Consider the following 22,625-nt stretch of genomic DNA (forward strand, 5'->3'; position numbering starts at 1 on the left):
GCCGATTTGTCTGCTATTCTCTCCAATTTCGTTTCCATCAGTATCTCCGTCCCTGAGTACGGCTGATGTGCCCTCAGCAGACAGGCTTCTCACCTGCCAGACTACCCGCCCTTCGTCTGGGCGCACAATCCCGATTTATTATTGCGTTCAGCTTAGCACATTTATGGAACATATACAAGATTCCATGTATGAAAAAGCAAAAAGAATGAATTCTTCACTTGACAATGTGGCAAAGAATTCCTGACTACAGGAAAAATGGTCTCCCTGATGCTCCATGTTCCATGAGCCTTGCCCCAAAAGTGCGTTATCCCTGTCTTCCTTTAGCCAGCCCACAGGCCATACCAATAGAGCCATCTCTGCTATAAAGAACAGAACCGCCACTAAAAGCCATGCCCTTCTTTTATGGAACCGTTCTCTCAGCCAATGACAGCTTCTGGAAAACAGGCCTGTCGTAATCACAGATATCTTCATGTGATTTCCTCCTTTTCATCTGCTTTCACTTTCCTTGCGGCATAGTGACACCATGCGATGTTCACCGGCATAGCCGCCATCACGAGCAGCATATATCTGATATAGGCATCTACCGGCGAAACCAGGCATACCAGCATCGTCAGTATAGATGGAACCAGAACCAGCATTTCCCGATACCTTTTCTGCGCCAGCAGAAAAACAGCACAGGCTATCAGGATATAATTATGAAAGCCGCAGCTATAGAGCATGCCTATCAAAGGCAGCCTTTCCACCCAATATGCCCCCTGTTCGAACATATCCCGGACTTTCCTGTCCTCCACCATGAATTTATAATTCAGGACTCCGTCATCCCAGTACTGCTTTCCCTGAAAAAGGCTGTAATAGCCTATCCTGTTCCCATACTCCTCCCTGTTTGGATAAAAGTAACCATAAATGTGATTCAAAAAAGCCTGAATATAAGTATCCGGATGCCGCACCAACTGGGCGCACCACACCCTGAAATAGGAAGCCAGCTCTTCTGATGTAGGATGCGGCAGGAAACCGGCCTTTACAGGATCTGATTTTTCCGGGTCGTACACCTCGGCAAGGGTATTCATATCTTTCTGGAACAGATGAGTCAGAATTTCCATTTCCTCCTCAGTAATATCCTCATAATGTTCTCTTGCATATCTGGCCGTCTGCTGCAACGGAATGGACAGCGTTTCCCCTATTTCACCCGATGCTATCCCTTTCTGTACCATGTAGATGTTCTGTACCAGATAACAGGACAGAAATAGGCTCAATAAAATGGGAATACACAGTTTCCAATATTTTCTATATGCCAGCACTAAGGTACCACAGAAAAGCACCAACACATATATACCGTTGTTTCTCGTATGGGATATCACTACGCTGCACACAATCAGGAGCATCCACTGATACCAACGAATTCTATCCTCAATCAGGATATGTACCACCACCAGCAGGAACAGCAAAAGGGCAATATATTGCCCTATTTTCCCCTCAGGCGTACTCCTTCCCAGATTCCATCTGTCTGCTGCTGTCTTCAGCAAAAGGAAGAAGTTCTTGAACAGCCAATAATATCCTGCCACCACAAAACAGGCCAGCCCAAACCGCAGCCTGCCATGGAAAATATAATTCCAGTTTCCCAAATCATAATAGCTTCTCCCGAATACCATGCATATCCCGAAGAACAGCGCCAATGCAGACATCCAACGGTTTCTCCGCAATGGATGCTCCCGCACCGCATAAAACATGCAGGCTATCCCGGCCATCAGAAATATCGTTTCCATTCCCCAGCCGCTCATCTTCTGAAAAACGGCAAAGAAATACTTTATGAGCGGAATATCCGTCTTATATCCCCATTCCAGCTCCACCAAAGCGCTGTCCTGTACGGCAAGACAGCTTACCACTGTCCGTATGCCCAGCCAAATTCAGCACAGCCACCCCTTATTTTTCTCTTCCGCACCACACAACAAGACTGAGTTTATATTTTTGCAATGCCTGTCACCCATACTGCTATTCTCCCTTTTCAGCCCCTTTGTATTTTATTTTCCACAGGCTTCCCCCTACGGCCTCTTCCATTCGGAACTCTCCCAGAAATTCCCTCTCCAGAACACCTTCTTCATACAGCAACGATGAAAATCCATATCCCCATGGTGATTCTATCATATAGAATTCATCCCCCATAGCAGAAAAATCCACATCCTCGTACCATATGAATTCCGCATTGGGCAGATAATACTCATAAATCACATCAAACGTGATGAAGTTATACACTATCTTTTCTTCATCCTGTATCTGGGCAAAGAGCTGCTTTGTCTGTTCCGTCCAGGGCACTGTCTTTAATTCCATATAGCCTACAATGGTATAGGAAGACAGCACCATAATACCCAGCCAGATTACGCCCATCCCCCAGGCAAGCAGGCTTTTCCCTGCCAGCCTGATCAGCATGAACAGCCATACGAACAGCAATACATCTACCAGATACCGGTTGTCCCAAAAATGCTGCGTATGCGAGGCAACCACCATGCACAGCCCATAGCTGCCAAAGAAAACCGCGCCTGAAAATGCAATAAATGCTTTCTGCTTTTTTTCCAATTTCTTCCACTCAGAAAACAGGCACAGAATCGTAACTAAGAACAGTATCGCAGGCATGTATTCAGACAACTCAATATTGCACTTAAAAGCCCATGTACACAATTCGCCGATTTTCTGTCCGGCCTCTTCTGTCCTTATATCTCCCGCATCCCTTTTCAGGGTATCGATGACTGCCGCCAGCCAGGGCAGATAGCCAATGACCGTAGCCAGGGAACAAAAAATCCATTTCCTGATTTGAATCCTGTCATTTATGATAAACCATAACAGCAGCCCTGTGTAAATCAATGCCAGCGGCACCACAGCATAATACTGGGTATACACTCCGCCCAGCGAAACTATGGTAAACGCTATCCACCAGCTTATCTTCCCTGACTGTATTATCTCATACGCAAACAGACCAGCGGCCATAACAAAGAAGATGACCCAGGAATACATGCGTACATTCACGTTATAATAAATCATCTGGGCTCCCAGTCCGCTTACCAGCAGGAACGGAATGGCAGTCTTCACTCCCCACCTTTTTCTGACAAGAGTAATTCCCAGAATGCCGGTAGCAGCAATGCCGGCCACCGATACCATTTTTGCCACAAAGAGACTTTTTCCAAAGATGGCCATGGCTCCCATGACCAATAGATAATATAGAGGAGGATGCACGTCTGCAGCCGTGGCCTTCAGCATTCCGGCCACACTGTTCTTCGTCACGATCTGCCATGTGAAAGCTTCATCCCAGTCTACCGCTTCGTTCCGGCATATCCTGATTATCAGTGCCAGGACTATCGCCAGTTCCATCACAAGAATGGGAATCTGCCATTTCTCCAGCAGCTTTTCCGCCTGCAGCATCCATTTACTATGACACAGAAAATTTCTGTCCCCAAACCACCCTGTCAGGATAAAGCACAGCATCCATAAAAAGGCCCAGAGACATATTACATTTTTTACATTGAGCGGAAAGCCATATATATACCTGGCAACCGCTTTTCCCTCAATAGGCTCCCCGCCGAAATATAACGCTTCACTGCCTGATTCATCCGGTTCTCCGTCCGGCGCATAAACTGCCCGGAATATTACCCCCCCCCGAAACCTCATAAGAATACGGGGAACCTTTCTTAATCCACTTTCCGACAGATACCGGGGTATATGCTCCATCATTTACATCGCACAGAGGAACCGCTTTCTCCACAACCACTTTCCCGTCCCCATCCATGATGGTGACTGTCAGTTCCCCTGTATCGGGCTTTCCATTCGGAAATGCAATATCAAAATCCAGTTCCGAAAGATAGCTGGTCTGAGCCACAAAAAACTGTTTCAGCTCCTGAGCTTCATTCTCTGTTTCTATATAAGGGACTTGCGGCGCTGCATCTATGTTGACATCCCTTCTCACCAGACATAATGGATAAACACAAATGCACAAAACAATGCAGCACGCCAGCACCCCGATTTCCCATGCTTTCTTCATTTAACTATCCTTTGTCCTTTCTCCGACTCTGTCAAAATATCTTCTTCTCCTTATGCAGCATCCACGCGCATGCCGCTCCCACCGCCAGGCACACCGCACATACCGGCCAGTTTGTCAGGGCAGAAGTCACGGGGAGATAGCTCAGCACATAGGAAAGCACATTCGCCCCGATATGCACTGCCAGAGCCATCCGGAAATCTCCGAAATATTCATAGGCATACGCCATCAGATAGCCCAGCACCACCGCGTAGAGCGCCTGCACCGAATTCCCATGGTAAAGGGCGAAGAAAACGGCGGACACCAGCATTGCGGCGGACAGTTTCATGTAGCGTCTGATACAATTGAATATGATTCCGCGGAACAGCAGTTCCTCCGCAACAGGTGTGATTAGGCCGAAACAGATCAGCCCAATGGGGAACCACGCCCCATACTGATTCTGCGCCACTTGGCTGTAGGCCTCCGAGCCGTCTATGACACCGGACAGCAGGAACAGCACATTCAGGCCGATTGCCAGGCCCGCGGTGGCTCCTGCCAGAAGCGCGTAATTCTTTGCAGGCTCTGCCTTGATATGCAGAAGCTTCATATCCTCCGCGGTCTTTGCCAGCATCCTCTTCGCCATCTTTATGATGCAGAGCGCGCCGACCACATATCCAAAGGTAGAGACCAGCACCGCTCCGTTTCCGGTCAGGGTCTCCAGCTCTCCGCCGGCATTCCGCACGAACAGGAAGTCCCCGCCGGATATCCGGGCGCCGATATTTGCCAGAATCACAACTCCAATATTCACGGCGATATTCCTTGCCAGGAAGAATATCAGGAAAGGAAGCACCATCTGCCAGATTCTCTGGGAGGCAGTGGCCTTCTCCGGCTTTTCCGTGCCGCGCAGCAGGAATTTCTGCAGTTCCTCCACGGAACGGACGATGTAATCGCACTTTGCGTCCCGCAGTTCTTCCATGCTGCCATAGCCGTATGTAACGCCTACGCTCTCCACGCCCGCTTTCCTGGCGCCCTCCACGTCGAAGCTTCTGTCCCCGATCATGTACACCTTGCTCTTCTCCACAGGCCAGTTGCCGAAGAGCTGCTTCAGCGCCTCATTAATGACTTCTTCTTTCTGCACCCTGGTGCCGTCCATCTCGCTGCCCACTACAGCCTTGAAGTACTTGGCGATTCCGAAATGCTCCAGAATCCGCCGCACGAATTCCGTGGGCTTGCTGGAGGCCACTGCCATGAACATCCCCTGGGAATTCAGGGCATTCAGCATCTGGGGGATGCCGTCGTAGAGCTTATTCTCGAAGATTCCCGTATCCCGGAAACGCTCCCTGTACTTCTCGATGGCCGCCTCCGCCCGGGCATCATCCATATCATAATACTTCATGAAGCTGTCTTTCAAAGGAGGGCCGATAAAAGGCTCCAGCTTATCCAAATCAGGCTCCTCGATACCAAAAGAGGAAAGCGCGTACTGCACACAGGTGCAGATGCCCACCTTGGGGTCCGTCAATGTTCCGTCCAGGTCGAACAAAAGATATTTTTTCATTTAAAAACTCCTAATCCTGTCGCTGCCATCGTCAGCGGTATTTTCTATTTTGACAATCTTCACATCATAGCCGATTGTATTATTTACCTGCACATGGGCCGTCTCGCCCTCTTTCTTCCCAAGCAGCGCCTTGCCCAGAGGGCTCTCGTTGCTGATCAGATTCTCCAGGGAATTCCCCCGAACCGTGGTGACGATTTTATAAGTCTCCTCCAGCCCGTCCTCCAGGAATTCCACTGTCACCGTGTTGTTTATGCCCACCTCGTCCTCAGCGGAATCCTCGGAGATGACCCTGGCGGTCTTGATCATCCTCTCCAGATAGCGGATGCGGCTCTCGTTCTGGTTCTTGAATCTCTTCGCCGCATAGTACTCGAAGTTCTCGCTCAGGTCTCCCTGTGCCCTGGCTTCTTTCACGTCCTCCAGGGCCTTAGGCCGCACCACCAGCTTCCGGTGCTCAATCTCCTCTTCCATTTTTTTGATATCGCTTGGTGTCAATTGATCATACATCTCAAAAACTTACCTTTCCTGATTTGAATGCTTCTTATTTATAATCCGATTCCGTATACTACAGCCACCGCCAGGATAATCTGGATGATGGCAAAGCGGAACACTGTCTGGGTATTGGACCAGCCCCACGCCTTGCGTGCCTGGTCGTGCAAAGGTGTACGTATCTTCGTCATGATGCGGATGTTGAACGCACGGATCAGCCCCACTTTTATCAGGCCCAGTCCTCCGTCCAGTATCAGCACCAGCGCAACGGGAATGTAAAGGACCGGGCTGCCTGTCTTCAATATAGCGATACTGATGAACAATCCCATGGCCCTGGAGCCCGCGTCACCCATCAGCAGACGGCTGGGCGTGGCGTTGTACCACAGATATCCCAGGATACAGGCCGCGAAGAGCAGTATCAGATAGGAGAAATCCTGCCCTGTTCCCAGGGTCCTGTCCACCAGATAAATCGTCATGATGGTAATGATGGTCAGCGTCCCCGAAAGCCCGTCCACTCCGTCAGCGCAGTTAGTCACATTCACGGAGACCCATACCAGCACCACAATCAGAGCGCCGAACACTATCTTCGGGATGACCAGCTGCATATGATGGAACAGAGCCAGCTCAATGATGTTATCATTATAATGAAGGAAAGTCATGGCCACCAATATGGCCACGCACAAATCCAGAAGCCCTTTTTTCCATTCACCCCAGGGCTTCTCCGAGGCATCGTCCAGAAAACCCGTCACCATGCATATGACAGTCAGAATCAGATAAATCACGAGCTCCGCCTTCATAGGCACGAAGAGAAGCGCCGATGCCACGAAGGCCAGCACGAAGATGATTCCCGCGCCCCTAGGCTTCCCGGCGGAAAGCTTTCCGTCATGGGCGAATTCCCGCCCCGCATCTTTCGGAAGATACTGACACAGCTTTGCCGTAGCGGTCACCGTGGCAAGGAACGCGAACAATATCCCGCCCAGAGCAAGCAAAGAGGAATAATCCCCGGAAATAATGTTCTGTAACATATAACCCCCATATAGATTCAATATATTTTTTAAGCGCCCATACGGCACCTTTATAAGCATGTACGAATAGTACGATTTTATCACAAAGCCCGGGCAAATGCAATCTGTTTCGCGCTGCGCCGCCCCGGACTTTTTTCCCTAAATCTTTCCAACATATTTTCTTTGCCCGGGGTCATACTAAGACCAAGATAAGTCGCAGCGAAACACTTATATCTGATCTTCAGGATAGGTGCGGAGCGGCACTTATCTTGAAGATAGATAAACGAAATATAAAGTATTGGAGGTGAAAAAGATGTCCGGAAACAGAACGAATAAAGTAGAGGTACCTGAAGCTAAGGCAGCTATGGATCGTTTCAAGACCGAGGTTGCGTCTGAGCTGGGTGTGAACCTGAAAGAGGGCTACAACGGTGACTTGACTTCCCGTGAGGCCGGTTCTATCGGCGGCGAGATGGTTCGCCGTATGATCAAGAAGCAGGAAGAGCAGATGAAATAAGGCTTCCCTGACTGACAGAGAATATTCTTAAGCTGCCGCAGAAAGGTATGCGTGCGCCGGTAACGCGCATGCGTGCTTAGATGCAGGCGCTTAGAGACAAGAGGCTGCCATGGCAATGATTGAAAATCAAAGCCGTGGCAGCCTTCTATTATGTTCCTGTCTCTTTCGCGGTTCACTCGCCGAATACAGCCTTGTAGTCCGCCTGGAACTTGGCGATGCCGGCGTCTGTCAGGGGATGCTTCACCATCTGCTCGATCACGCCGTAAGGCACTGTGGCGATATCAGCGCCTGCCAGCGCGCAGTCGGTCACATGGACCGGGTTGCGGACGCTTGCCGCGATGATTTCAGTCTCTAAATCAGTCACGGAAAAGATGTCGGAAATCTCACGGATCAAATCCACGCCCCTCTGGCTGATGTCATCCAGACGCCCCAGGAAAGGAGACACGAAAGCCGCGCCCGCCCTGGCTGCCAGCAGCGCCTGATTGGCCGTGAAAATCAATGTCACGTTCACCTTGATGCCCTCGGCGGAAAGCGCCTTGCAGGCCTTTAAGCCCTCCACTGTCATGGGAATCTTTACCACCATGTTGGGATGAATCGCGGCGATTTCTCTGCCCTCTTTAATCATGCCCTCCGCATCCGTGGTGGTGGCCTTCACCTCGCCGCTGATCGGGCCGTCCACGATGGAGGCGATTTCCGCGATGACCTCCTCGAATACTCTGCCTTCCTTTGCAATCAGGGAAGGATTGGTGGTTACGCCGCAGATGACACCCATGTCATTTGCTTTCCTGATATCCTCTACTTTTGCGGTGTCAATGAAAAAACGCATCGTTGAATCTCCTTTCTTTTGTCTTCCATTTCATTATAAACGCTATGGATGGATTCTTCAACTATAATCTGTGGGTTGCTTTGCTTTCGGCTTCATGATAAAATATTGACACAGGAAGGCACTGCTGTAAAGTCAATCCGGCCATATCCCAAAACGATATGTCTACTTTCAGGACCAAAGACGACATCCTGACGCCCCTGATGCGCCCATGCTATCTGACCTATGACAGGAAGTCCGGTGAAGCATTTATCCTCAATCAGGAAATCGTTCAGGAATTCCTGCGATTGTGCAAGACCGGAGGATGGGACGGGCTGATGCAAGCAACATAAAAGCCAGTTATGGGGGTATACAAATGGAATATGGACAATACATGTGGCTATATGAACTCAACTTTTTATCCGTATTTATCCGGCTCTTTCTCGCTATGCTCTTCGGCGGCATCCTTGGCTATGGCAGAGAGAAAAAGCATCTTCCGGCAGGTTTTCGGACCTATATGATTGTCTGCCTGGGCTCGGCTCTCGCCATGATGGCAGGCATCTATGTGACAGAGACCACCGGCGGCGCCGATGCCAGCCGAATCGGCGCTCAGGTAGTCAGCGGCATCAGCTTCCTGGGCGCGGGGACCATACTGGTCACCAGGCAGAATCAGGTAAAAGGGCTGACCACTGCTGCCGGGCTGTGGGCCGTGGCCTGTATCGGGCTGGCCCTGGGCGCAGGCTTCTACTCCGGCGCGATTATCTGTTTTGCCGCGCTATGGGTTTCCATCCAGATTTTGCGTTTCGTGGACAAGCGGCTCCAGACCCATTCCAAGACGGTCTCCATTTATATAGAATTCACGAAACTCGCAGATTTAAGCGCTTTCATGACTTTCGCGAACACCCAGCACTGCATCATCAACAATCTGGAAATGAATCGGTCAAATCCCACGAATCCCAACGGTTCCGTCTCAGCGACCATGACTCTGCATTTCGCGGAGGTGACGGCGTATACGCAGATTGTGGAAACTTATGGGGCTTTGGACGGGGTTGTCACGATGAAAGCGATTTAGCCGCCAACGCCTGCATGACCTCTTTCATATCCGCGATCCGCTTTCCCACCTCTTTTTCCGTACAAGATGCCAGTACGCGCCGCAGCCTCCTCTCCATCCGTTGCTCCTGAAATGGCCTCCGGCGCAATCCTGCTTTCTGCAGACCTGTCCGTTTCCGCCTGCAAGCGGGCATCATCCCGTGCCAGCCTGTCATCGCCGGCCCATCGGCAGGATACTTCCGGCCGCCCTGTTTCCCCTCCCCAAGCATGGCCTCCAAAGTCTTCCCCAACCCATACACATCACATGCTGCCGTCAGACAACCGCCTGCCTGCAGCTGCTCCGGCGCGGCAAAGCCCGGCGACCCGGCCCGGGAGGTCACCTCCTCCGCCATGGAGCAGACGCAGCCCAGGTCAATCAGCCTGACCCGGCCGTCCTGCATGACGATGATATTGGCAGGCTTGACATCCCGGAATAAAAATCTCTCCGGCAGCTGATGAAGATACCAAAGTCCATCTGCCAGCATCAGTCCCGTGCGCACAGTCTGCCCAGCCGAAAAACGCCGCCGCTTCAGCACTTCCTCCAGGCTATAGCCCTCCACATACTCCCGAAGCAGCAGCCCGAGCCCTGCCTCCCGCACAAACGCAGTAAATCCGGGATAAATCGGATGCCGCAGCCCCTCCAGAATCCTGGCCTCCCGCTCCAGCATCTCCACCTGTGAACTGACTTTACAGGCATATCGCTTACCATCCGCAATATCCTCCACGCAGTACACGTCCGAAAATGTTCCTGTTCCCAGCAGCCTTCGCCGGACATATCCCCGCCCGGCGAGCACTGCCCTGTCCAGATATTTCTCTTTTCCTCTCCGTTCCAGTCTGTCATATTCTATCATCCATACCAGCCCTTTCATCCTACTTCTGCGCAAAAACCGGGCTGCCCCAGCCTCTCCTCCGCAGATGTACTCTTATCAAGCTACTATACAGCACAGAGAATCCTAATAAAAACTAACCCTCTCCGTCCGAAAGCGTCCCGCGGAAGACACCACCTGCGCAAAAAGGCGGCAGCAAATTCCATGAAATCACTTTCCATACAAAACAGCGCATATATACTAAAAAACATGAGAAATAATACGAAATTATAGATTAAAATCACTGATTAAACATCATTCAGAAAATCTCGAACAAATCAGATTCATTTCAGATAAACTCATTCCAGCTAAATTCATTCCAGCCAAAAGCCACTGCCGCTATGCCTCCAAATCCGCCGCCGGGGCATCAGCGCCAACGGAAAACTGGTTCCGTCAGCCCTGCGATACCCGCAGCAGCAAAATTCTGTCAGCAGAATCAATACAATATGGCCTGACTCATTTCATAAAAATATTAGACAAATCATTGAAGAATATCACCACCATCAGCACCATGAAGAACATCAGCCCCACGAAATGGACCATGCCCTCTTTCTCCGGCGGCACCGGCTTGCCCCGGATGACTTCCACCAGCAGGAACACCAGCCTGCCTCCGTCCAAAGCAGGCACCGGGAGGAGGTTCAGTATCCCCAGGTTCACCGACAGCATCAGCATGATATTCAACATGCTCAGCAGTACGCTCTGCCAGCCGTACTCCTTGGCCGTATCATAGGTCTTCCCCACCACGTTCACCGCGATGCCTACAGGCCCCGCCACGTCCTGGCGGCTGACCCGGCCCCGGAACATCATGCCCAGACTCTTGTAGGTGGCCTTCACGGAATAGCGCATCTCATACCAGGCATATTTGAAAGTCTCCACGCCTTTCGGCTCCACGAAATCGGCATTCACTACGCCCAGCAGATAAAGTCCTGACGCTTCATCGTACTGCGGCGTCACCATGGCCGTGTACCGGCTGCCGTCCCGCTCATAGACCACCTCCACGTCACCGCCGGAATAAGAGGCCTGCATGTAAAGCGAGATCTCCTGGTACAGCCCCAGCTTTTCTCCATTGATGGAGATGATTCTGTCCCCGTCCCGAAGACCTGCGGCCTCCGCACCGCCGCCCTCTGCCACCTGGGAGGCGACGGGGTCACGGATTGCGATGATTCCATTCATATTCACCATGACAAAGGCGATGACGAATGCAAGAATGAAATTAAAAATCGGCCCTGCCGCCACCGTGGAAATCCTGGCCCAGACGCTGGCATTCAGGAAAGAGCCCTCACTCTGCTCCCCCTCTTTCGTCATCAGCCCGTCCTCTCCCTCGAACATGCAGGCACCGCCGATGGGAAAGAGCTTCAGCGAATATTTCGTCCCTTTCTTTTGAAAAGAGCAGAGCGCAGGCCCCATGCCCACCGCAAACTCCACCACATGGATGCCGTTCGCCTTGGCCAACAGGAAATGTCCGAATTCATGGGCAATGACCACCACCCCGAATATCACAATGAACCAGATTAAAGTCATCATTTATCTGTCAATCCTCCCTAAAACATACTGCGATTCTGCCGGCCTGCAAAACAGGCAAGGCAGTTCATCTGTGCCGCGCGGTCTTGCGCAGGCCAGACCGGAGTCAGCGCTGCTCCCTATGGGCCACATGCTCATAAGTCTCCCGTTCCGTCTCCAGAATATCCGCCACAGACGGATCCGCAATGACCTTATGCTGTTCCATGGCCTCGCCTATCAGCTCCGCGATTCCCGGATAGGTCAGTTTGCCTTTCAAAAACATCTCCACCGCTTTCTCATTGGCCGCATTGTATACAGTAGGCATGCTGCCTCCCGCCTCCGCCGCCCGGTAGGCCAGCGCCAGCCCCGGGAAAGTCTCCGTATCAGGCTTTTCAAAGGTAAGCTGCCCCAATTCGAACAGATCCAGCCGCCTGCCCACCAGGGGCCTCCTGTCCGGATAGAACAGAGCGTACTGGATGGGGAGTTTCATGTCCGGCACGCCCATCTGAGCGATTACGGCACCGTCTTTGTACTGCACCGCCGAGTGGACGATGCTCTGAGGATGAACCACCACCTGAATCCGGTCCAGCTCCACCCCGAACAGCCACTTTGCCTCCATGACCTCCAGGCCCTTGTTCACAAGGGTAGAGGAATCGATGGTGACCTTGTGGCCCATGGTCCAGTTGGGATGCTTCAGGGCATCCGCAGCCTGCATGTTCCGCAGCTCCTCTTTCGTCTTCCCCCGGAAAGGGCCCCCCGAGGCTGTCAGCAGAATCTTCTCTATGCCGATTTCCCGGTACAGCGCCTCCCGTCTCCCGCTCCTGCCGATCAGCTCTCCGTTCAGGGACTGGAAAATGGCACTGTGCTCGCTGTCCACAGGCAGGATGGCCACTCCGTGCCGCTCCGCTAACGGCATGATGATATGCCCGGCGCACACCAATGTCTCCTTGTTTGCCAGGGCGATGTCCTTGCCCGCCTCAATCGCCGCAATGGTAGGCCTGATACCAATCATGCCCACAATGGCCGTCACCAATACCTGGCTTTCGGGCAGAACCGCGATTTCCAAAAGCCCCTCCATACCGGCCAGAACCTCCACCTCCAGATCCGCCACTTTTGCCCGCAGATCCGCCGCCGCGTCCTCAGACCACATGCAGGCCTTAGACGGATGGAATTCCCTGATCTGGGCCTCCATTTTTTCCACGCTGCTTCCCGCCGCCAGCGCCACCACCCGGAGATCCGGGTTGTTCCGCACGATTTCCAGCGTCTGGGTTCCGATAGAACCGGTGGAGCCTAATATTGCTATGTTTTTCATATGAATACCTTTGCCCTCTTTTCGCAGTATTACACCAGCATCAGAATCGTCAGAAAGTAAGTCATGGGAGCCGTCACAATCATGCTGTCGAATCTGTCCATGATGCCGCCATGCCCCGGGATGAGCTTCCCATAATCCTTGATATCGTGATTCCGTTTAATCGCAGACGCCGCCAAATCCCCTGCCATGCTCATGACCGCGCCCGCGCCGCAGATGACCGCGATTACCCAGGCGATACTTTTGTCCGGGAAAGCTTTCTCCACGAAAAAGTATCCATACAGCCATCCGATCAGCGCCGCTCCCAGCACGCCGCCGATACATCCCTCCAGCGACTTCTTAGGGCTCAGCGCCGGGAAAATCTTCTTCCTGCCAATCAGCTTCCCCACCGCATAGGCGCAGGTGTCGCATCCCCAGGAGCTGATGAGAATCATCCACACCGTATAGATGCCCTGAGGCGCCATCCTGGTCTGGTAGACAAAGGAAAGCAGCACCGGCGCGTACAGATAGGAAAAGACCGCCGCCACCGTCTGATTCGCGTTATACCGCGGAAAAGTAAGCACATAGACGAATATCACCGCCAGGAAAGTGCCTACGATGCACATCAGCAGATAGGTATCCTCCCCCACAAAATACATCGTCAGATAATAACAAATGATTCCAATCAGCCCCGCCTTTTCCAGTCCGTTGGGAACGCGGGCCATGGATGACGTTTTTTCGTTATCTTTTGCGCATTTCAGCGCCTTTGTCAGCTCCCGGAACGCCACCAGCGACACGCCGCACAAAATCGCCGCCAGCGGGCCTCCGCCGTAGCTCATGGAGCCTATGGCGATAATCAGCAATACGATTCCGCTTGCCAGTCTGGTCCAAAACATAATTTATCCCCCATTTTCAGCGCACTTTCAGGCCGCCATACTTCCTGTCTCTATGATTATATGCCTCCACAGCTTTCATCAATTCTTCTTTGGTGAAATCCGGCCACAGAACCGGCGTGAAATAAAATTCCGTGTAGGCCAGCTGCCACAGCAGGAAATTGGAAATCCGCTGCTCATTGCAGGTCCGAATCAGCAGATCCGGCTCGGGAATCCCCGCCGTATCCAGGAAACCGCTCAGGGTCTCCTCGGTAATCTCCTCCGGCCGCAGCTTCCCCTCCGCTACCGCCTCGGCCATCTTCCGGGATGCCCGGACGATTTCATCCCGGCCCCCGTAGTTAATCGCTATCTGGAAATGCAGGCCGTCATTGTCCTTCGTAGCCTCCTCCAGCTCCTGAATCCTGCTGCGGATATCCTCGTCCAGCCGGGATTTCTCTCCCAGCACCCTGACGCACATGCGGTTCTTCTCCGCCGTCTTCAGACAGGTCTTCATATAATTCCGCAACAGCTTCATCAGCGCGTCCACCTCGTCCCGGGGACGGCCCCAGTTCTCCGTGGAAAAGGCATACACCGTCAGGTACTGGATCCCCATCCGGTAGGCATCCTCACAGATAGTCTCCACCGTCTTCGCCCCCTGTACATGGCCGTAATTGCGCGGCATCCCCTTGCTCCGGGCCCATCTGCCGTTTCCGTCCAAAATAATCGCCACGTGCCGCGGCATTGTCAGTTCCTCGCCCATTTCCGCTCCCATCTGTCTTTGCCGGGCCTCCAGCCCGGGTAAACTTTCAGTCGTTTATTTCTATCTTCATTACCGTTTACAACGAAGCAAGGGGGAACAGATGTCCTCTTCCGCTCCCCCTCATTTGCCTTACCTTAAACAGTCACGACTAGACGGTCATGATTTCCTTGGACTTCGCCTCAATCATGGCGTCCACTTCCTTGATATACTTATCCGTCAGCTTCTGCAGCTGATCCTCCAGCTGTTTAATCTCATCCTCCGAGACATCGGTCTTGCCCAGCTTCTTCAGGGCGTCATTGCCGTCCCTGCGGATATTGCGGATGGCCACCTTGCCGTCCTCGCCCTTTTTCTTTACATCTTTCACCAGGTCTTTTCTGCGCTCCTCCGTAAGCTCCGGGAACACCAGACGAATCACGCTGCCGTCATTGGAGGGATTGATGCCGATATCGGAAGTCAGGATAGCTTTCTCGATAGTCTTGATCAGGGACTTGTCCCAGGGCGCAATCTGTATGATGCGGGCCTCCGGTACGGTGACATTGCCCACCTGCTGAATCGGTGTAGGCGTCCCATAGTAATCCACACGGAGCTTGTCCAGGATATGAGGGTTCGCGCGTCCTGCGCGGATGCCGTTGTAATCCCCCTCCAGGAAGTCGATGGCCTTTTTCATTTTGTCTTCGTATTGCTGTAATCTAGCATCCATAGTACTGTCCTCTCCTTCTATCTCTTTTATACCAGCACCTTTGTGCCGTTAAAGTTTCCCTTGATGGTGTTCACGATACTGTTCTCCTCGTTCAGCCCGAATACCCACATGGGAATCTTGTTTTCCTTTGCCAGAATCGACGCCGTCATATCTACCACATGGAGGTTCCTGGAGATTACCTCATCGATGGTGACCTCGCTGTACTTTTTCGCCTCGGGATTTTTCGCGGGGTCGTCGTCGTACACCCCGTCGATGGACTTGGCCAGCAGAATCACGTCCGCCTCCACCTCCACTGCCCGCAGCACCACTCCTGTATCCGTGGAAAAATAAGGATGCCCCGTACCTCCCGCAAAGAACACTACCTGTCCCTCCGAGAAATATTTCACTGCCCTGTCCTTGGAGAAAAGCTTCGTAAAGGAGCCGCATTCAAACGGTGTCAGAATGCTGGTCTTCATTCCTGTGGAACGGAAAATCTCCGATACATAGATGCAGTTCATCACCGTGGCCAGCATGCCGATCTGATCCGCTTTCGTGCGGTCGATATTCTCGCTGGTCCTGCCTCTCCAGAAGTTCCCGCCGCCGATGACAATGCCCACCTGGGTGCCGTCATCCGCCAGCTGCTTTACCTGCAGGGCCACCCTCCTCACTGTCTCCTCATCGAAGCCGGTCCTCTTCTCACCGGCAAGGGCTTCCCCGCTCAATTTCAATAGTATCCTCTGCGTTGTAACCACATCCTTTCTTATTTTTCTTCCTTCCACTGTATGTGCTGGACCGGCAATGTATCATCCGTAATCGGCAGAAGCACTGTATCATCCATGGCCTGAATCGTCTCGATGATAATCGGCAGCGCCTCCCTGGTGGTGGTCTTTCCAGCCGCGTCATGCATCAGCACTACGGATGTGCCATGGTCTTTGACGGCAGCCGTGCAGTTTTCTATCAGCATCTCCACCGGAACCAGAAAGCTCCCCCCGTCGCCGGATGAAATATTCCAGTCGAAGAAGCGCACACCCTGGCTGTCCAAATACTCCGCGAACTCCCGCATGTCGATTTCGCTGACCGTATTGGAGCTCCCGCCGGGAAACCGGTATATCGTGCTCTCCACGCCGGTGACCTCCAGAAGATAGGCCTGTTCTTTCTCGAAATCCGCCGCGAAGTCCTCTACCGAAGCGTATATCTCGTCATATTTGTGGGTGTAGGAATGCATCCCAAGCGTATGGCCTGCCTCCACGATCTTCCGCAGATTTTCCTCCGCCTGGCTGCCCTCTCTGCCCACCACGAAAAAGGTGGCTTTCACGCCGTACCTATCTAAAATATCCAGAATCTCCTGGGTACTTTCGCTGGGGCCGTCGTCAAATGTCAGGTAGACTTTGTGGGCGGCATCCTGTTTCGCTGTGCCCGCAATCCCCTGTCCGTTCGCCGCAGCAACGTCTGTCTGCGGATTCCCATCCTGCAGGCTATTCTCCTGTCCTTCAGCCTGCTTTCTTTCATGAGGCTCCGTGCCCTCTCTGCCGGCATCACCGGGCCCCGGCTTCTCTCCCTGTCCGGGAGAATTGTCCGGCCCTGCATCCGACGTCTCCGCCAGTTTCTCCAGCCTGTCCCGCTGCTCCATCACAATCCGGGTCAGGTTGCCGATTTTATCTTTCAGGCTCTCTATCGTATGATTCAGGCTCCATATCCGGACCAGGAGAACCGCGCACAGCACCATCCACAGCGCTGCCATTATCCTGTACATCGCTGTGCCGCTCTTTTTAGGGGATTCCTCTCCATTCTTCGCGGCTTTTTGCTTTCTGTCCTTTGATACGGCATTCTTTTGTATGTCTTTTGTCGGAATCTTATCTTTGGAAATATGGTTTTTCGACATATTCCGTTCTGACATATTCTCTCCTGATTCAATTTTTGCCCTCTCAGCTTTCAGTATAGCATATTCCTCTTTTTTGGGAAAGATAAAAATAAAAATTTGATAGGATTCGTATGACAGTATTTTAATGAATGAGCCGCCTGAAGACAGGCGGCTCATTCTCTATTCATTACAGACCATATCTTTGATACAGCATATCCCGGAAAACCTTATCCCGCATGGCCCGCTCCAAATCATTTGTTCTTTTTTCTTCCACCATCTTCAGCCACAGCCGGCTCAAGCGCTCCTCTCCCTCTTCTCTTCCTTCTTCTCTTCCTTCTTCCCTTCCCTCTTCTCTTCCCTCTTCCCTCATAATCTTCGCATAAGCTTCTTCATCAAATTCTGTAAGCAGCATAAGCATCACCTCCGACTTCTTTTTCAGAAGATACTCTTTCAGCACCCCTTCTTTGGCGCATCTGTCAATTGCTTTATCCATGGCTTCGGCCAAGCTGCCTCCTGACTCCTGATACTCACGGACATACTGTACCAGCGTCACGTACCCTTCCAACGCCGGACATTTCTCCAGTAGATTCTGGTTTCCGCCTGCATTGATATTCAGCATATGGGCAGTCCATTCATATCCCTCTTTCGGCATCAGAAACGCATCTGAAAGCTTCAGCTCCTGCCTGTCCGGAGCATCTTCGCGGCCATTATAGAATACATAGTAATCCGGAGCCGGAATCTGTACCAGCTTCTTCCCATACAGCTGCATGCCCTTCGACTTCAGTATCCCATCAATATTATGGGCAAAATAGATCAGTCCCCTCAACGGCATATTGTAATTCAAAGTGCTCTGCTGCTCCCACAATGCCAGCTGATTCTGAAACAATACTGATACATCATTCTTCCCATGTATATAGATTGCATCAGAAAGTGTGACAATCTCCAGGCTTTCGGCATCCTCATAATCCGTGCCGTTCAGGGCATTGTACAGGGACAGGGCATTGCGCTTATCCGAGAACAAATCGTGGAATACCGTGTCCTTATGGTTTCGTTGTATAGTATTTCCGTTTGTCATGCAAGATTCTCCCTCGTTTTGATATATCGTTCTTTTGTACGGAAACTATAATCAACCCTATAAAAATATAGTAACATATTGGAAAGTTACTGTAAACTCTTTTCTCACGCCTCTCTGCTACCATCCGAAGCGCAGCTTCCCTGGCTCCCGCAGCTGCCGCCGTTTCCGCAGCCGGCACAACCGGCGCAGCCACCTGCACACTGCCCTTTGCGAAGCTTCCCCAGCTGACTGCGGAGAATAAAGAATACAATAATCGCCAGAACCGCGATAATAATAATATCTGCCATCTATCGTCCCTCCCGGTACCCATTTGAGAATCATTCTCATTTCAGTATATGCCACAAGAGGAAAAATGTCAAGTTTCTTATGGGACAGTCGCCATACCACCTTGAAAGGCATCCCAATAAGCAATATTTGCTTTCGTCAAACACGCCTTTAAACCCTTATCAGACGTCACTACCGTCATGTCTTGTCCGGACATACATATAGGAATTCCTTTCCTTAAGAAATTGATTGAATATAGTCCTATTCTACCACGGCTTGTCTGTCATCGTCTACTACAATTTTATCATCTGGCATTTTCCTGCCCTAATCCCTCTCCCTGTCCCGCAAAATCCCCGCCAGCATGTGGAACATGACCCCGCATACCGCCAGGAGCACCGCGTAGAGTTTCCCGGTATTGCTGGCCAGGAGCGTCATGATGATGCCCAGGACTGGGATATGGCGCTCTACCTTGCCTATAAGGCTTTCATAGGGCACGGGCTCCATATCCTCTTCCCTGTTGGCGTCCCCTTTCGTGACAAACTCTCCTTCCACATAGCGGTTCTCTTCCACACGGTGGGTGATGACGGAGCCGTCTTTCTGGAAAGCGATGATATCCCCTGTCTCCACCATATCCGGCTCAGCCGCCTTCACGTAAATCACGCTCCCCACCGGAATCTCCGGCTCCATGCTGCCGCTCACCACCTCATAGATTTCATATCCCATCAGACGCGGCACTGTCAGCGGCAGAAATGCCGCAATGACTCCCAGCAGTATCAATGTCCCAAACACGCTGCAAAGGGCAGGAAAAACTTTCCTGCCCTTTTTTTCAGAGGGACGTGAAATTGACTCCAATTCCTCTATCATGATTTCGGTTCCTCTTCCTTCTTTTTCTTCTTCATAATCAGGAAATACCACGCTGCCCCTACGGCTCCGAGCACCAGGACGATAATCACCGGAACCGGTATCCCCAGAAGCCTGGCATCAGCGGCAACAGTCAGGAAGTTACTCGTAGGTACTTCTTCATCATCCAGATTCTCCAATTCTTCCGGCGCTCCCAGAGGCGGTTCTTCATCGGGAAGATCCTCCTCTTCGCCATCATCAGGGGTTCCAGCGTCATCCGGCGCACCGCCGTCATCAGGGGCACCGCCATCGTCCTCTGGTGCAGGAATCACGACGATTCCGGTATCTGCGGGCGCCTCCGCATCCGGCGCATCCGGTGCATCCGGTGCGGGAGGCGTTACAGGCTCAGGCGCGGGTGCCGGCGCGGGTGCAGCAGGCTCCGGTATCCTGGTATATACGAAAGTGAACTCATTCTCCGCAGGATCCTTTTCCAGGGTCTGGGTCATATTGTAGGCCTGGGGCTGCCAGCCCTCGATATACACATATGCGACCACCGGCTGATCGCCCACGTTTCCGTAATAAGTCTCGCTGGGGGCCAGGGTGTTCCCATCGCCGTCCACATAATTGATGGTATAGGACGTGGCATCCCCGAGGATTCCGTAGGCTATCACATAGTCCTGGTCTTCGGTCACCAGAAAGGATGAGGACTGGGTGCTCTCGCTGTTATCCTTGCCGCTCTCTCTGATTCCCCTGATATAATACTTGCTGTTGTCGTTCAGCTTTACTGAACTTTGATAGAAGTTGACGCGCTCTCCATAACTGCAGTTCGAGATGACGATGACCTCTTCCCCATTGGTGAAAGTCCCCTGCTGACCGGCAAAAAAACGGATGGTGTAGGTGTACTCTTCCCCTTTTGCAGAGACAGGAACGGCCGTCTGGAAAAACAGGCACAAAGTGAGCAGAGCATACAGGACATATCTTAATCTCTTCATTTCTCCGCGCCTCCTTTTTCCCTCTTTTTATTTTCCCTGAAACAGTAGATGCAATACACCAGCAGGATTGCTCCCGTGATCCCGCTGATTGCCATGAACAGAGGCATCTGGCTATCGTCGCTGGTCCTTACGACCCCTGTGTTCCTCCCGGGATTCGGCTGGGTGTCATCCACATTTTCCGGAGGATTTCCCGGATTCGGCTGGCTGGGCCGGTCAGGCCTCAGCTCCACCGCGAACTCCATCTGCAAATCTGCCAGCGTATCCTGATAGTGGTTGCCCTGGGTCTCGCCGTCCAGCGCCACCTCCAAAGTGATGCTCCCGCCTTCCCCATTGTACATGGTGTCCAGATAGAAATAATCTTTCAGGGCATTGGTGGCTCCCTTCAGTCCTTCCCCCATATTGGCAAGCATCTCGTCCACCGTCTCATCGTTCTCACCACCTACGGTGTCGCTGTCGAAGAGGACGTTCACCTCTCCGTCCTTATCTGTATAGAAAAGCCGGTAGGTATAGGCGCCTCCTCCCGTCTCACGGTTGGCGCTCCTGTCCTCCAGGGAGTAGAGCACCTCGTTCCTCATATACCAGTCCGTAGCCGTGGCGTTCTCGCTCTTCAGCTGCAGCGTGATGATCACATTGTCACCCGGCTGCATACCGCCTACCACATCATTGATGTCAGCCGTGCTGAAGCTGCTCACCATCTCGTTGTTGGAGTTGAAAGTGACATTCCAGCTGTCTTCCCCATAGAATGTCTCAGCCTGAACCGGAAGCGCCAGGCCTAAGAGCATCAGGCCGGACAGCAGCCACGTTCCAATCTTCTTATTCTTCATGCCTGTCACCCCCCTACTCCATGAGGCTCAGGGTACCGTCATTCACCGTTACCCTTCTTCCCCATGCGCTCCAGACCGCGTCCTCCGCATTGTGCTCCTGTACCGCATCCACCTCTACCTCAATCCGGAAAGACACTCCGTCATAATCGTATGTGGTAGTGATAGTGGTATAATTTCCATTTGTCTCTGTCTCCTGGGACACTTTCTTCGCGATGCTGTCATCGATGATCAGGGAATCCGCAAAAGGCGCCGTCTCCGAAAGCCCCTGGCCCTCTGCGTACAGGAGCTTGTTATAATAAAGGACCGTGCGCTCATCCGTGCCCGCTTCCTCATCCACAATCCAGTCCGTCCCCAGATTCACCAGATTCAGGCGGATCAGATCCGGAGAGAGGTCGCGGAGCTTCTTACCATCCTCGTCCAGCCAGTACTTATAGATGCTGACGCGTACATACTCATTGATGGTTCCCGTATTGCGGACCTTTAAGTCCTCCTGATACTTCTTCCCAAGGGCCAATGCCTCCCCCTCGGCCAGCATCTCCTTTAAAAGCTCTCCCGGCTGTATGTCCCAGGTCTCGTCCCCGGCGCTGCTGTAGTTGCGCCAGGATATCGCCTTGTCGTTCTCCAGCAAAGTGACACCGATGTCATACATCTGAATCCGGGAAGTATATGTCTCCGAATAATAAGTAAGCGCGGCTCTGGTGCCCCCGATGGAACTGCCCAGCAGCAAGGCCACAGCCAGGACGAACAGCCCCAGGGTCATTACTGGCGATACCACTTTCATCCGCTTCTTCTGCTTCTTCATGCCTCGCCCCCTCCTTCCGTGCCGCCGGTGCTCTCCGTGCTGCCTGTATCTACGATTTCATCCCAATCCGTCTCCTCTACCGTAAAGGCGCTTCCGTCCTCATGATACCTCACAGGCGTACTCTCATATATCACCACCACATTGAAGCGCTCCATGTCCTCCGGATCCTCCGGAATGTTCTCAATCTTCAGGCTCAGCTCAGAAGTCTTCCCTCCTCCGGGCACTGCGCTGTTATAGTAATAATATCCGTCTGCTTCATTCAATGTCCATCCCTCGCCGGAATGCGTAATCTTATAATCGCTTCCGCAGAACGCCTTTGCCCGGATGTACACCGGCTGGGAATCCGGCTCATTGGCAATGGTCAGATGTTTCGTCCACTCAGTGAAACTCTCCGTAATCTCTGTCCTGTCCCCCAGGTGGATGGTATAGCCGCCCTCGGCTTCCGTGTAAGTCGTAAAGTAGGACCATGTCGTCCCGATCCCCGCGAATGCCACAGCAACTACAGCCGCCAGGGCAAGGACTCCAGGGTAATATTTCCTTTTCTTCATA

The 22,625-nt window shown here is 52.3% G+C and carries 25 protein-coding genes; 3 read left to right on the forward strand and 22 right to left on the reverse strand.

Annotated features, from left to right (window positions below; genetic code table 11):
• Positions 1-467: 467 nt before the first annotated feature.
• From NFS35_RS07710 to NFS35_RS07740, 6 genes are all read right to left on the reverse strand, one after another.
• Positions 468-1,883, reverse strand: coding sequence for a DUF6020 family protein (locus NFS35_RS07710; protein ID WP_251206550.1), 1,416 nt, complete (start codon positions 1,881-1,883; stop codon positions 468-470).
• 106 nt (positions 1,884-1,989) lie between these two features.
• A complete protein-coding gene (locus tag NFS35_RS07715; protein WP_251206551.1) occupies positions 1,990-3,411 on the reverse strand; it encodes a glycosyltransferase family 39 protein in 1,422 nt (473 codons plus the stop codon).
• 184 nt (positions 3,412-3,595) lie between these two features.
• Positions 3,596-4,027 (reverse strand): hypothetical protein, encoded by a 432-nt coding sequence (locus tag NFS35_RS07720; RefSeq protein ID WP_251206552.1) that lies wholly within the window; start codon positions 4,025-4,027, stop codon positions 3,596-3,598.
• A 31-nt stretch (positions 4,028-4,058) separates the two neighbouring features.
• Positions 4,059-5,558, reverse strand: coding sequence for an HAD hydrolase-like protein (locus NFS35_RS29235; protein ID WP_330640100.1), 1,500 nt, complete (start codon positions 5,556-5,558; stop codon positions 4,059-4,061).
• A complete protein-coding gene (greA, locus tag NFS35_RS07735) occupies positions 5,559-6,062 on the reverse strand; it encodes a transcription elongation factor GreA (protein WP_251206553.1) in 504 nt (167 codons plus the stop codon).
• Positions 6,063-6,100: 38 nt separating this feature from the next.
• On the reverse strand, positions 6,101-7,069 hold the full coding sequence (locus NFS35_RS07740; protein WP_251206554.1) for an MraY family glycosyltransferase: 969 nt from the start codon (positions 7,067-7,069) through the stop codon (positions 6,101-6,103).
• Positions 7,070-7,361: 292 nt separating this feature from the next.
• Here NFS35_RS07740 and NFS35_RS07745 point away from each other — a divergent pair, with 292 nt between their 5' ends.
• Entirely contained in the window at positions 7,362-7,562 is a 201-nt protein-coding gene (locus NFS35_RS07745) for an alpha/beta-type small acid-soluble spore protein (protein WP_251206555.1), read from the forward strand.
• A 172-nt stretch (positions 7,563-7,734) separates the two neighbouring features.
• Here the strand turns inward: NFS35_RS07745 and fsa are convergent, their stop codons facing one another.
• Positions 7,735-8,388 (reverse strand): fructose-6-phosphate aldolase, encoded by a 654-nt coding sequence (gene fsa / locus NFS35_RS07750; protein WP_251206556.1) that lies wholly within the window; start codon positions 8,386-8,388, stop codon positions 7,735-7,737.
• 158 nt (positions 8,389-8,546) lie between these two features.
• Between fsa and NFS35_RS07755 the strand changes: the two genes are divergently transcribed.
• Entirely contained in the window at positions 8,547-8,717 is a 171-nt protein-coding gene (locus NFS35_RS07755) for a hypothetical protein (RefSeq protein ID WP_251206557.1), read from the forward strand.
• Positions 8,718-8,740: 23 nt separating this feature from the next.
• On the forward strand, positions 8,741-9,436 hold the full coding sequence (locus tag NFS35_RS07760) for an MgtC/SapB family protein (RefSeq protein ID WP_251206558.1): 696 nt from the start codon (positions 8,741-8,743) through the stop codon (positions 9,434-9,436).
• Here NFS35_RS07760 and NFS35_RS07765 read toward each other — a convergent pair.
• The 15 genes from NFS35_RS07765 to NFS35_RS07835 all read right to left on the reverse strand — a co-directional run bounded on the left by NFS35_RS07765 (position 9,417) and on the right by NFS35_RS07835 (position 22,624).
• Positions 9,417-10,322 carry a serine/threonine protein kinase gene (locus NFS35_RS07765; RefSeq protein WP_251206559.1) on the reverse strand — a complete coding sequence of 302 codons (906 nt, stop codon included), beginning with the start codon at positions 10,320-10,322 and terminating at the stop codon, positions 9,417-9,419. The genes NFS35_RS07760 and NFS35_RS07765 overlap by 20 nt on opposite strands.
• A 453-nt stretch (positions 10,323-10,775) precedes the next feature.
• On the reverse strand, positions 10,776-11,843 hold the full coding sequence (gene rseP / locus NFS35_RS07770) for an RIP metalloprotease RseP (RefSeq protein WP_330640101.1): 1,068 nt from the start codon (positions 11,841-11,843) through the stop codon (positions 10,776-10,778).
• A 103-nt stretch (positions 11,844-11,946) separates the two neighbouring features.
• On the reverse strand, positions 11,947-13,131 hold the full coding sequence (locus NFS35_RS07775; RefSeq protein ID WP_251206560.1) for a 1-deoxy-D-xylulose-5-phosphate reductoisomerase: 1,185 nt from the start codon (positions 13,129-13,131) through the stop codon (positions 11,947-11,949).
• 29 nt (positions 13,132-13,160) lie between these two features.
• A complete protein-coding gene (locus NFS35_RS07780; RefSeq protein WP_251206561.1) occupies positions 13,161-14,003 on the reverse strand; it encodes a phosphatidate cytidylyltransferase in 843 nt (280 codons plus the stop codon).
• A gap of 16 nt (positions 14,004-14,019) precedes the next feature.
• Entirely contained in the window at positions 14,020-14,751 is a 732-nt protein-coding gene (locus NFS35_RS07785) for an isoprenyl transferase (protein WP_275564668.1), read from the reverse strand.
• Positions 14,752-14,887: 136 nt separating this feature from the next.
• A complete protein-coding gene (gene frr, locus NFS35_RS07790) occupies positions 14,888-15,439 on the reverse strand; it encodes a ribosome recycling factor (protein ID WP_251206562.1) in 552 nt (183 codons plus the stop codon).
• Positions 15,440-15,465: 26 nt separating this feature from the next.
• Positions 15,466-16,170 (reverse strand): UMP kinase, encoded by a 705-nt coding sequence (gene pyrH, locus NFS35_RS07795; RefSeq protein ID WP_251206563.1) that lies wholly within the window; start codon positions 16,168-16,170, stop codon positions 15,466-15,468.
• 8 nt (positions 16,171-16,178) lie between these two features.
• Positions 16,179-17,315, reverse strand: coding sequence for a polysaccharide deacetylase family protein (locus tag NFS35_RS07800; protein WP_251206564.1), 1,137 nt, complete (start codon positions 17,313-17,315; stop codon positions 16,179-16,181).
• A 151-nt stretch (positions 17,316-17,466) separates the two neighbouring features.
• Positions 17,467-18,354, reverse strand: a complete 888-nt coding sequence (locus NFS35_RS07805; protein ID WP_251206565.1) for a hypothetical protein — start codon at positions 18,352-18,354, stop codon at positions 17,467-17,469.
• A 104-nt stretch (positions 18,355-18,458) separates the two neighbouring features.
• Positions 18,459-18,641 carry a FeoB-associated Cys-rich membrane protein gene (locus tag NFS35_RS07810; protein WP_251206566.1) on the reverse strand — a complete coding sequence of 61 codons (183 nt, stop codon included), beginning with the start codon at positions 18,639-18,641 and terminating at the stop codon, positions 18,459-18,461.
• Positions 18,642-18,942: 301 nt separating this feature from the next.
• Entirely contained in the window at positions 18,943-19,482 is a 540-nt protein-coding gene (locus tag NFS35_RS07815; RefSeq protein WP_251206567.1) for a signal peptidase I, read from the reverse strand.
• Positions 19,479-20,450 carry a MucBP domain-containing protein gene (locus NFS35_RS07820; RefSeq protein WP_251206568.1) on the reverse strand — a complete coding sequence of 324 codons (972 nt, stop codon included), beginning with the start codon at positions 20,448-20,450 and terminating at the stop codon, positions 19,479-19,481. Before NFS35_RS07820 ends, NFS35_RS07815 begins: the two co-directional genes overlap by 4 nt.
• Positions 20,447-21,274 (reverse strand): hypothetical protein, encoded by an 828-nt coding sequence (locus NFS35_RS07825; protein ID WP_251206569.1) that lies wholly within the window; start codon positions 21,272-21,274, stop codon positions 20,447-20,449. The genes NFS35_RS07820 and NFS35_RS07825 overlap by 4 nt, the downstream gene beginning before the upstream one ends.
• A gap of 13 nt (positions 21,275-21,287) precedes the next feature.
• Positions 21,288-22,076 (reverse strand): hypothetical protein, encoded by a 789-nt coding sequence (locus tag NFS35_RS07830; protein ID WP_251206570.1) that lies wholly within the window; start codon positions 22,074-22,076, stop codon positions 21,288-21,290.
• On the reverse strand, positions 22,073-22,624 hold the full coding sequence (locus NFS35_RS07835; protein ID WP_251206571.1) for a hypothetical protein: 552 nt from the start codon (positions 22,622-22,624) through the stop codon (positions 22,073-22,075). The genes NFS35_RS07830 and NFS35_RS07835 overlap by 4 nt, the downstream gene beginning before the upstream one ends.
• Between the last annotated feature and the right edge of the window lies 1 nt (position 22,625).

Origin of the sequence: Acetatifactor aquisgranensis (genome assembly GCF_943193215.1) — a bacterium.
Lineage (GTDB): Bacteria > Bacillota > Clostridia > Lachnospirales > Lachnospiraceae > Acetatifactor > Acetatifactor aquisgranensis.

Bases quoted from the DNA above. Each gene is read 5' to 3' on its own strand.
- NFS35_RS07715 (WP_251206551.1), bottom strand. From the start codon at position 3,411: ATGCTGCAGGCGGAAAAGCTGCTGGAGAAATGGCAGATTCCCATTCTT.
- NFS35_RS07720 (WP_251206552.1), bottom strand. From the start codon at position 4,027: ATGAAGAAAGCATGGGAAATCGGGGTGCTGGCGTGCTGCATTGTTTTG.
- NFS35_RS29235 (WP_330640100.1), bottom strand. From the start codon at position 5,558: ATGAAAAAATATCTTTTGTTCGACCTGGACGGAACATTGACGGACCCC.
- greA (WP_251206553.1), bottom strand. From the start codon at position 6,062: ATGTATGATCAATTGACACCAAGCGATATCAAAAAAATGGAAGAGGAG.
- NFS35_RS07740 (WP_251206554.1), bottom strand. From the start codon at position 7,069: ATGTTACAGAACATTATTTCCGGGGATTATTCCTCTTTGCTTGCTCTG.
- NFS35_RS07745 (WP_251206555.1), top strand. From the start codon at position 7,362: ATGTCCGGAAACAGAACGAATAAAGTAGAGGTACCTGAAGCTAAGGCA.
- fsa (WP_251206556.1), bottom strand. From the start codon at position 8,388: ATGCGTTTTTTCATTGACACCGCAAAAGTAGAGGATATCAGGAAAGCA.
- NFS35_RS07755 (WP_251206557.1), top strand. From the start codon at position 8,547: ATGTCTACTTTCAGGACCAAAGACGACATCCTGACGCCCCTGATGCGC.
- NFS35_RS07760 (WP_251206558.1), top strand. From the start codon at position 8,741: ATGGAATATGGACAATACATGTGGCTATATGAACTCAACTTTTTATCC.
- NFS35_RS07765 (WP_251206559.1), bottom strand. From the start codon at position 10,322: ATGAAAGGGCTGGTATGGATGATAGAATATGACAGACTGGAACGGAGA.
- rseP (WP_330640101.1), bottom strand. From the start codon at position 11,843: ATGATGACTTTAATCTGGTTCATTGTGATATTCGGGGTGGTGGTCATT.
- NFS35_RS07775 (WP_251206560.1), bottom strand. From the start codon at position 13,131: ATGAAAAACATAGCAATATTAGGCTCCACCGGTTCTATCGGAACCCAG.
- NFS35_RS07780 (WP_251206561.1), bottom strand. From the start codon at position 14,003: ATGTTTTGGACCAGACTGGCAAGCGGAATCGTATTGCTGATTATCGCC.
- NFS35_RS07785 (WP_275564668.1), bottom strand. From the start codon at position 14,751: ATGGGAGCGGAAATGGGCGAGGAACTGACAATGCCGCGGCACGTGGCG.
- frr (WP_251206562.1), bottom strand. From the start codon at position 15,439: ATGGATGCTAGATTACAGCAATACGAAGACAAAATGAAAAAGGCCATC.
- NFS35_RS07800 (WP_251206564.1), bottom strand. From the start codon at position 17,315: ATGTCAGAACGGAATATGTCGAAAAACCATATTTCCAAAGATAAGATT.
- NFS35_RS07805 (WP_251206565.1), bottom strand. From the start codon at position 18,354: ATGACAAACGGAAATACTATACAACGAAACCATAAGGACACGGTATTC.
- NFS35_RS07810 (WP_251206566.1), bottom strand. From the start codon at position 18,641: ATGGCAGATATTATTATTATCGCGGTTCTGGCGATTATTGTATTCTTT.
- NFS35_RS07815 (WP_251206567.1), bottom strand. From the start codon at position 19,482: ATGATAGAGGAATTGGAGTCAATTTCACGTCCCTCTGAAAAAAAGGGC.
- NFS35_RS07820 (WP_251206568.1), bottom strand. From the start codon at position 20,450: ATGAAGAGATTAAGATATGTCCTGTATGCTCTGCTCACTTTGTGCCTG.
- NFS35_RS07825 (WP_251206569.1), bottom strand. From the start codon at position 21,274: ATGAAGAATAAGAAGATTGGAACGTGGCTGCTGTCCGGCCTGATGCTC.
- NFS35_RS07830 (WP_251206570.1), bottom strand. From the start codon at position 22,076: ATGAAGAAGCAGAAGAAGCGGATGAAAGTGGTATCGCCAGTAATGACC.
- NFS35_RS07835 (WP_251206571.1), bottom strand. From the start codon at position 22,624: ATGAAGAAAAGGAAATATTACCCTGGAGTCCTTGCCCTGGCGGCTGTA.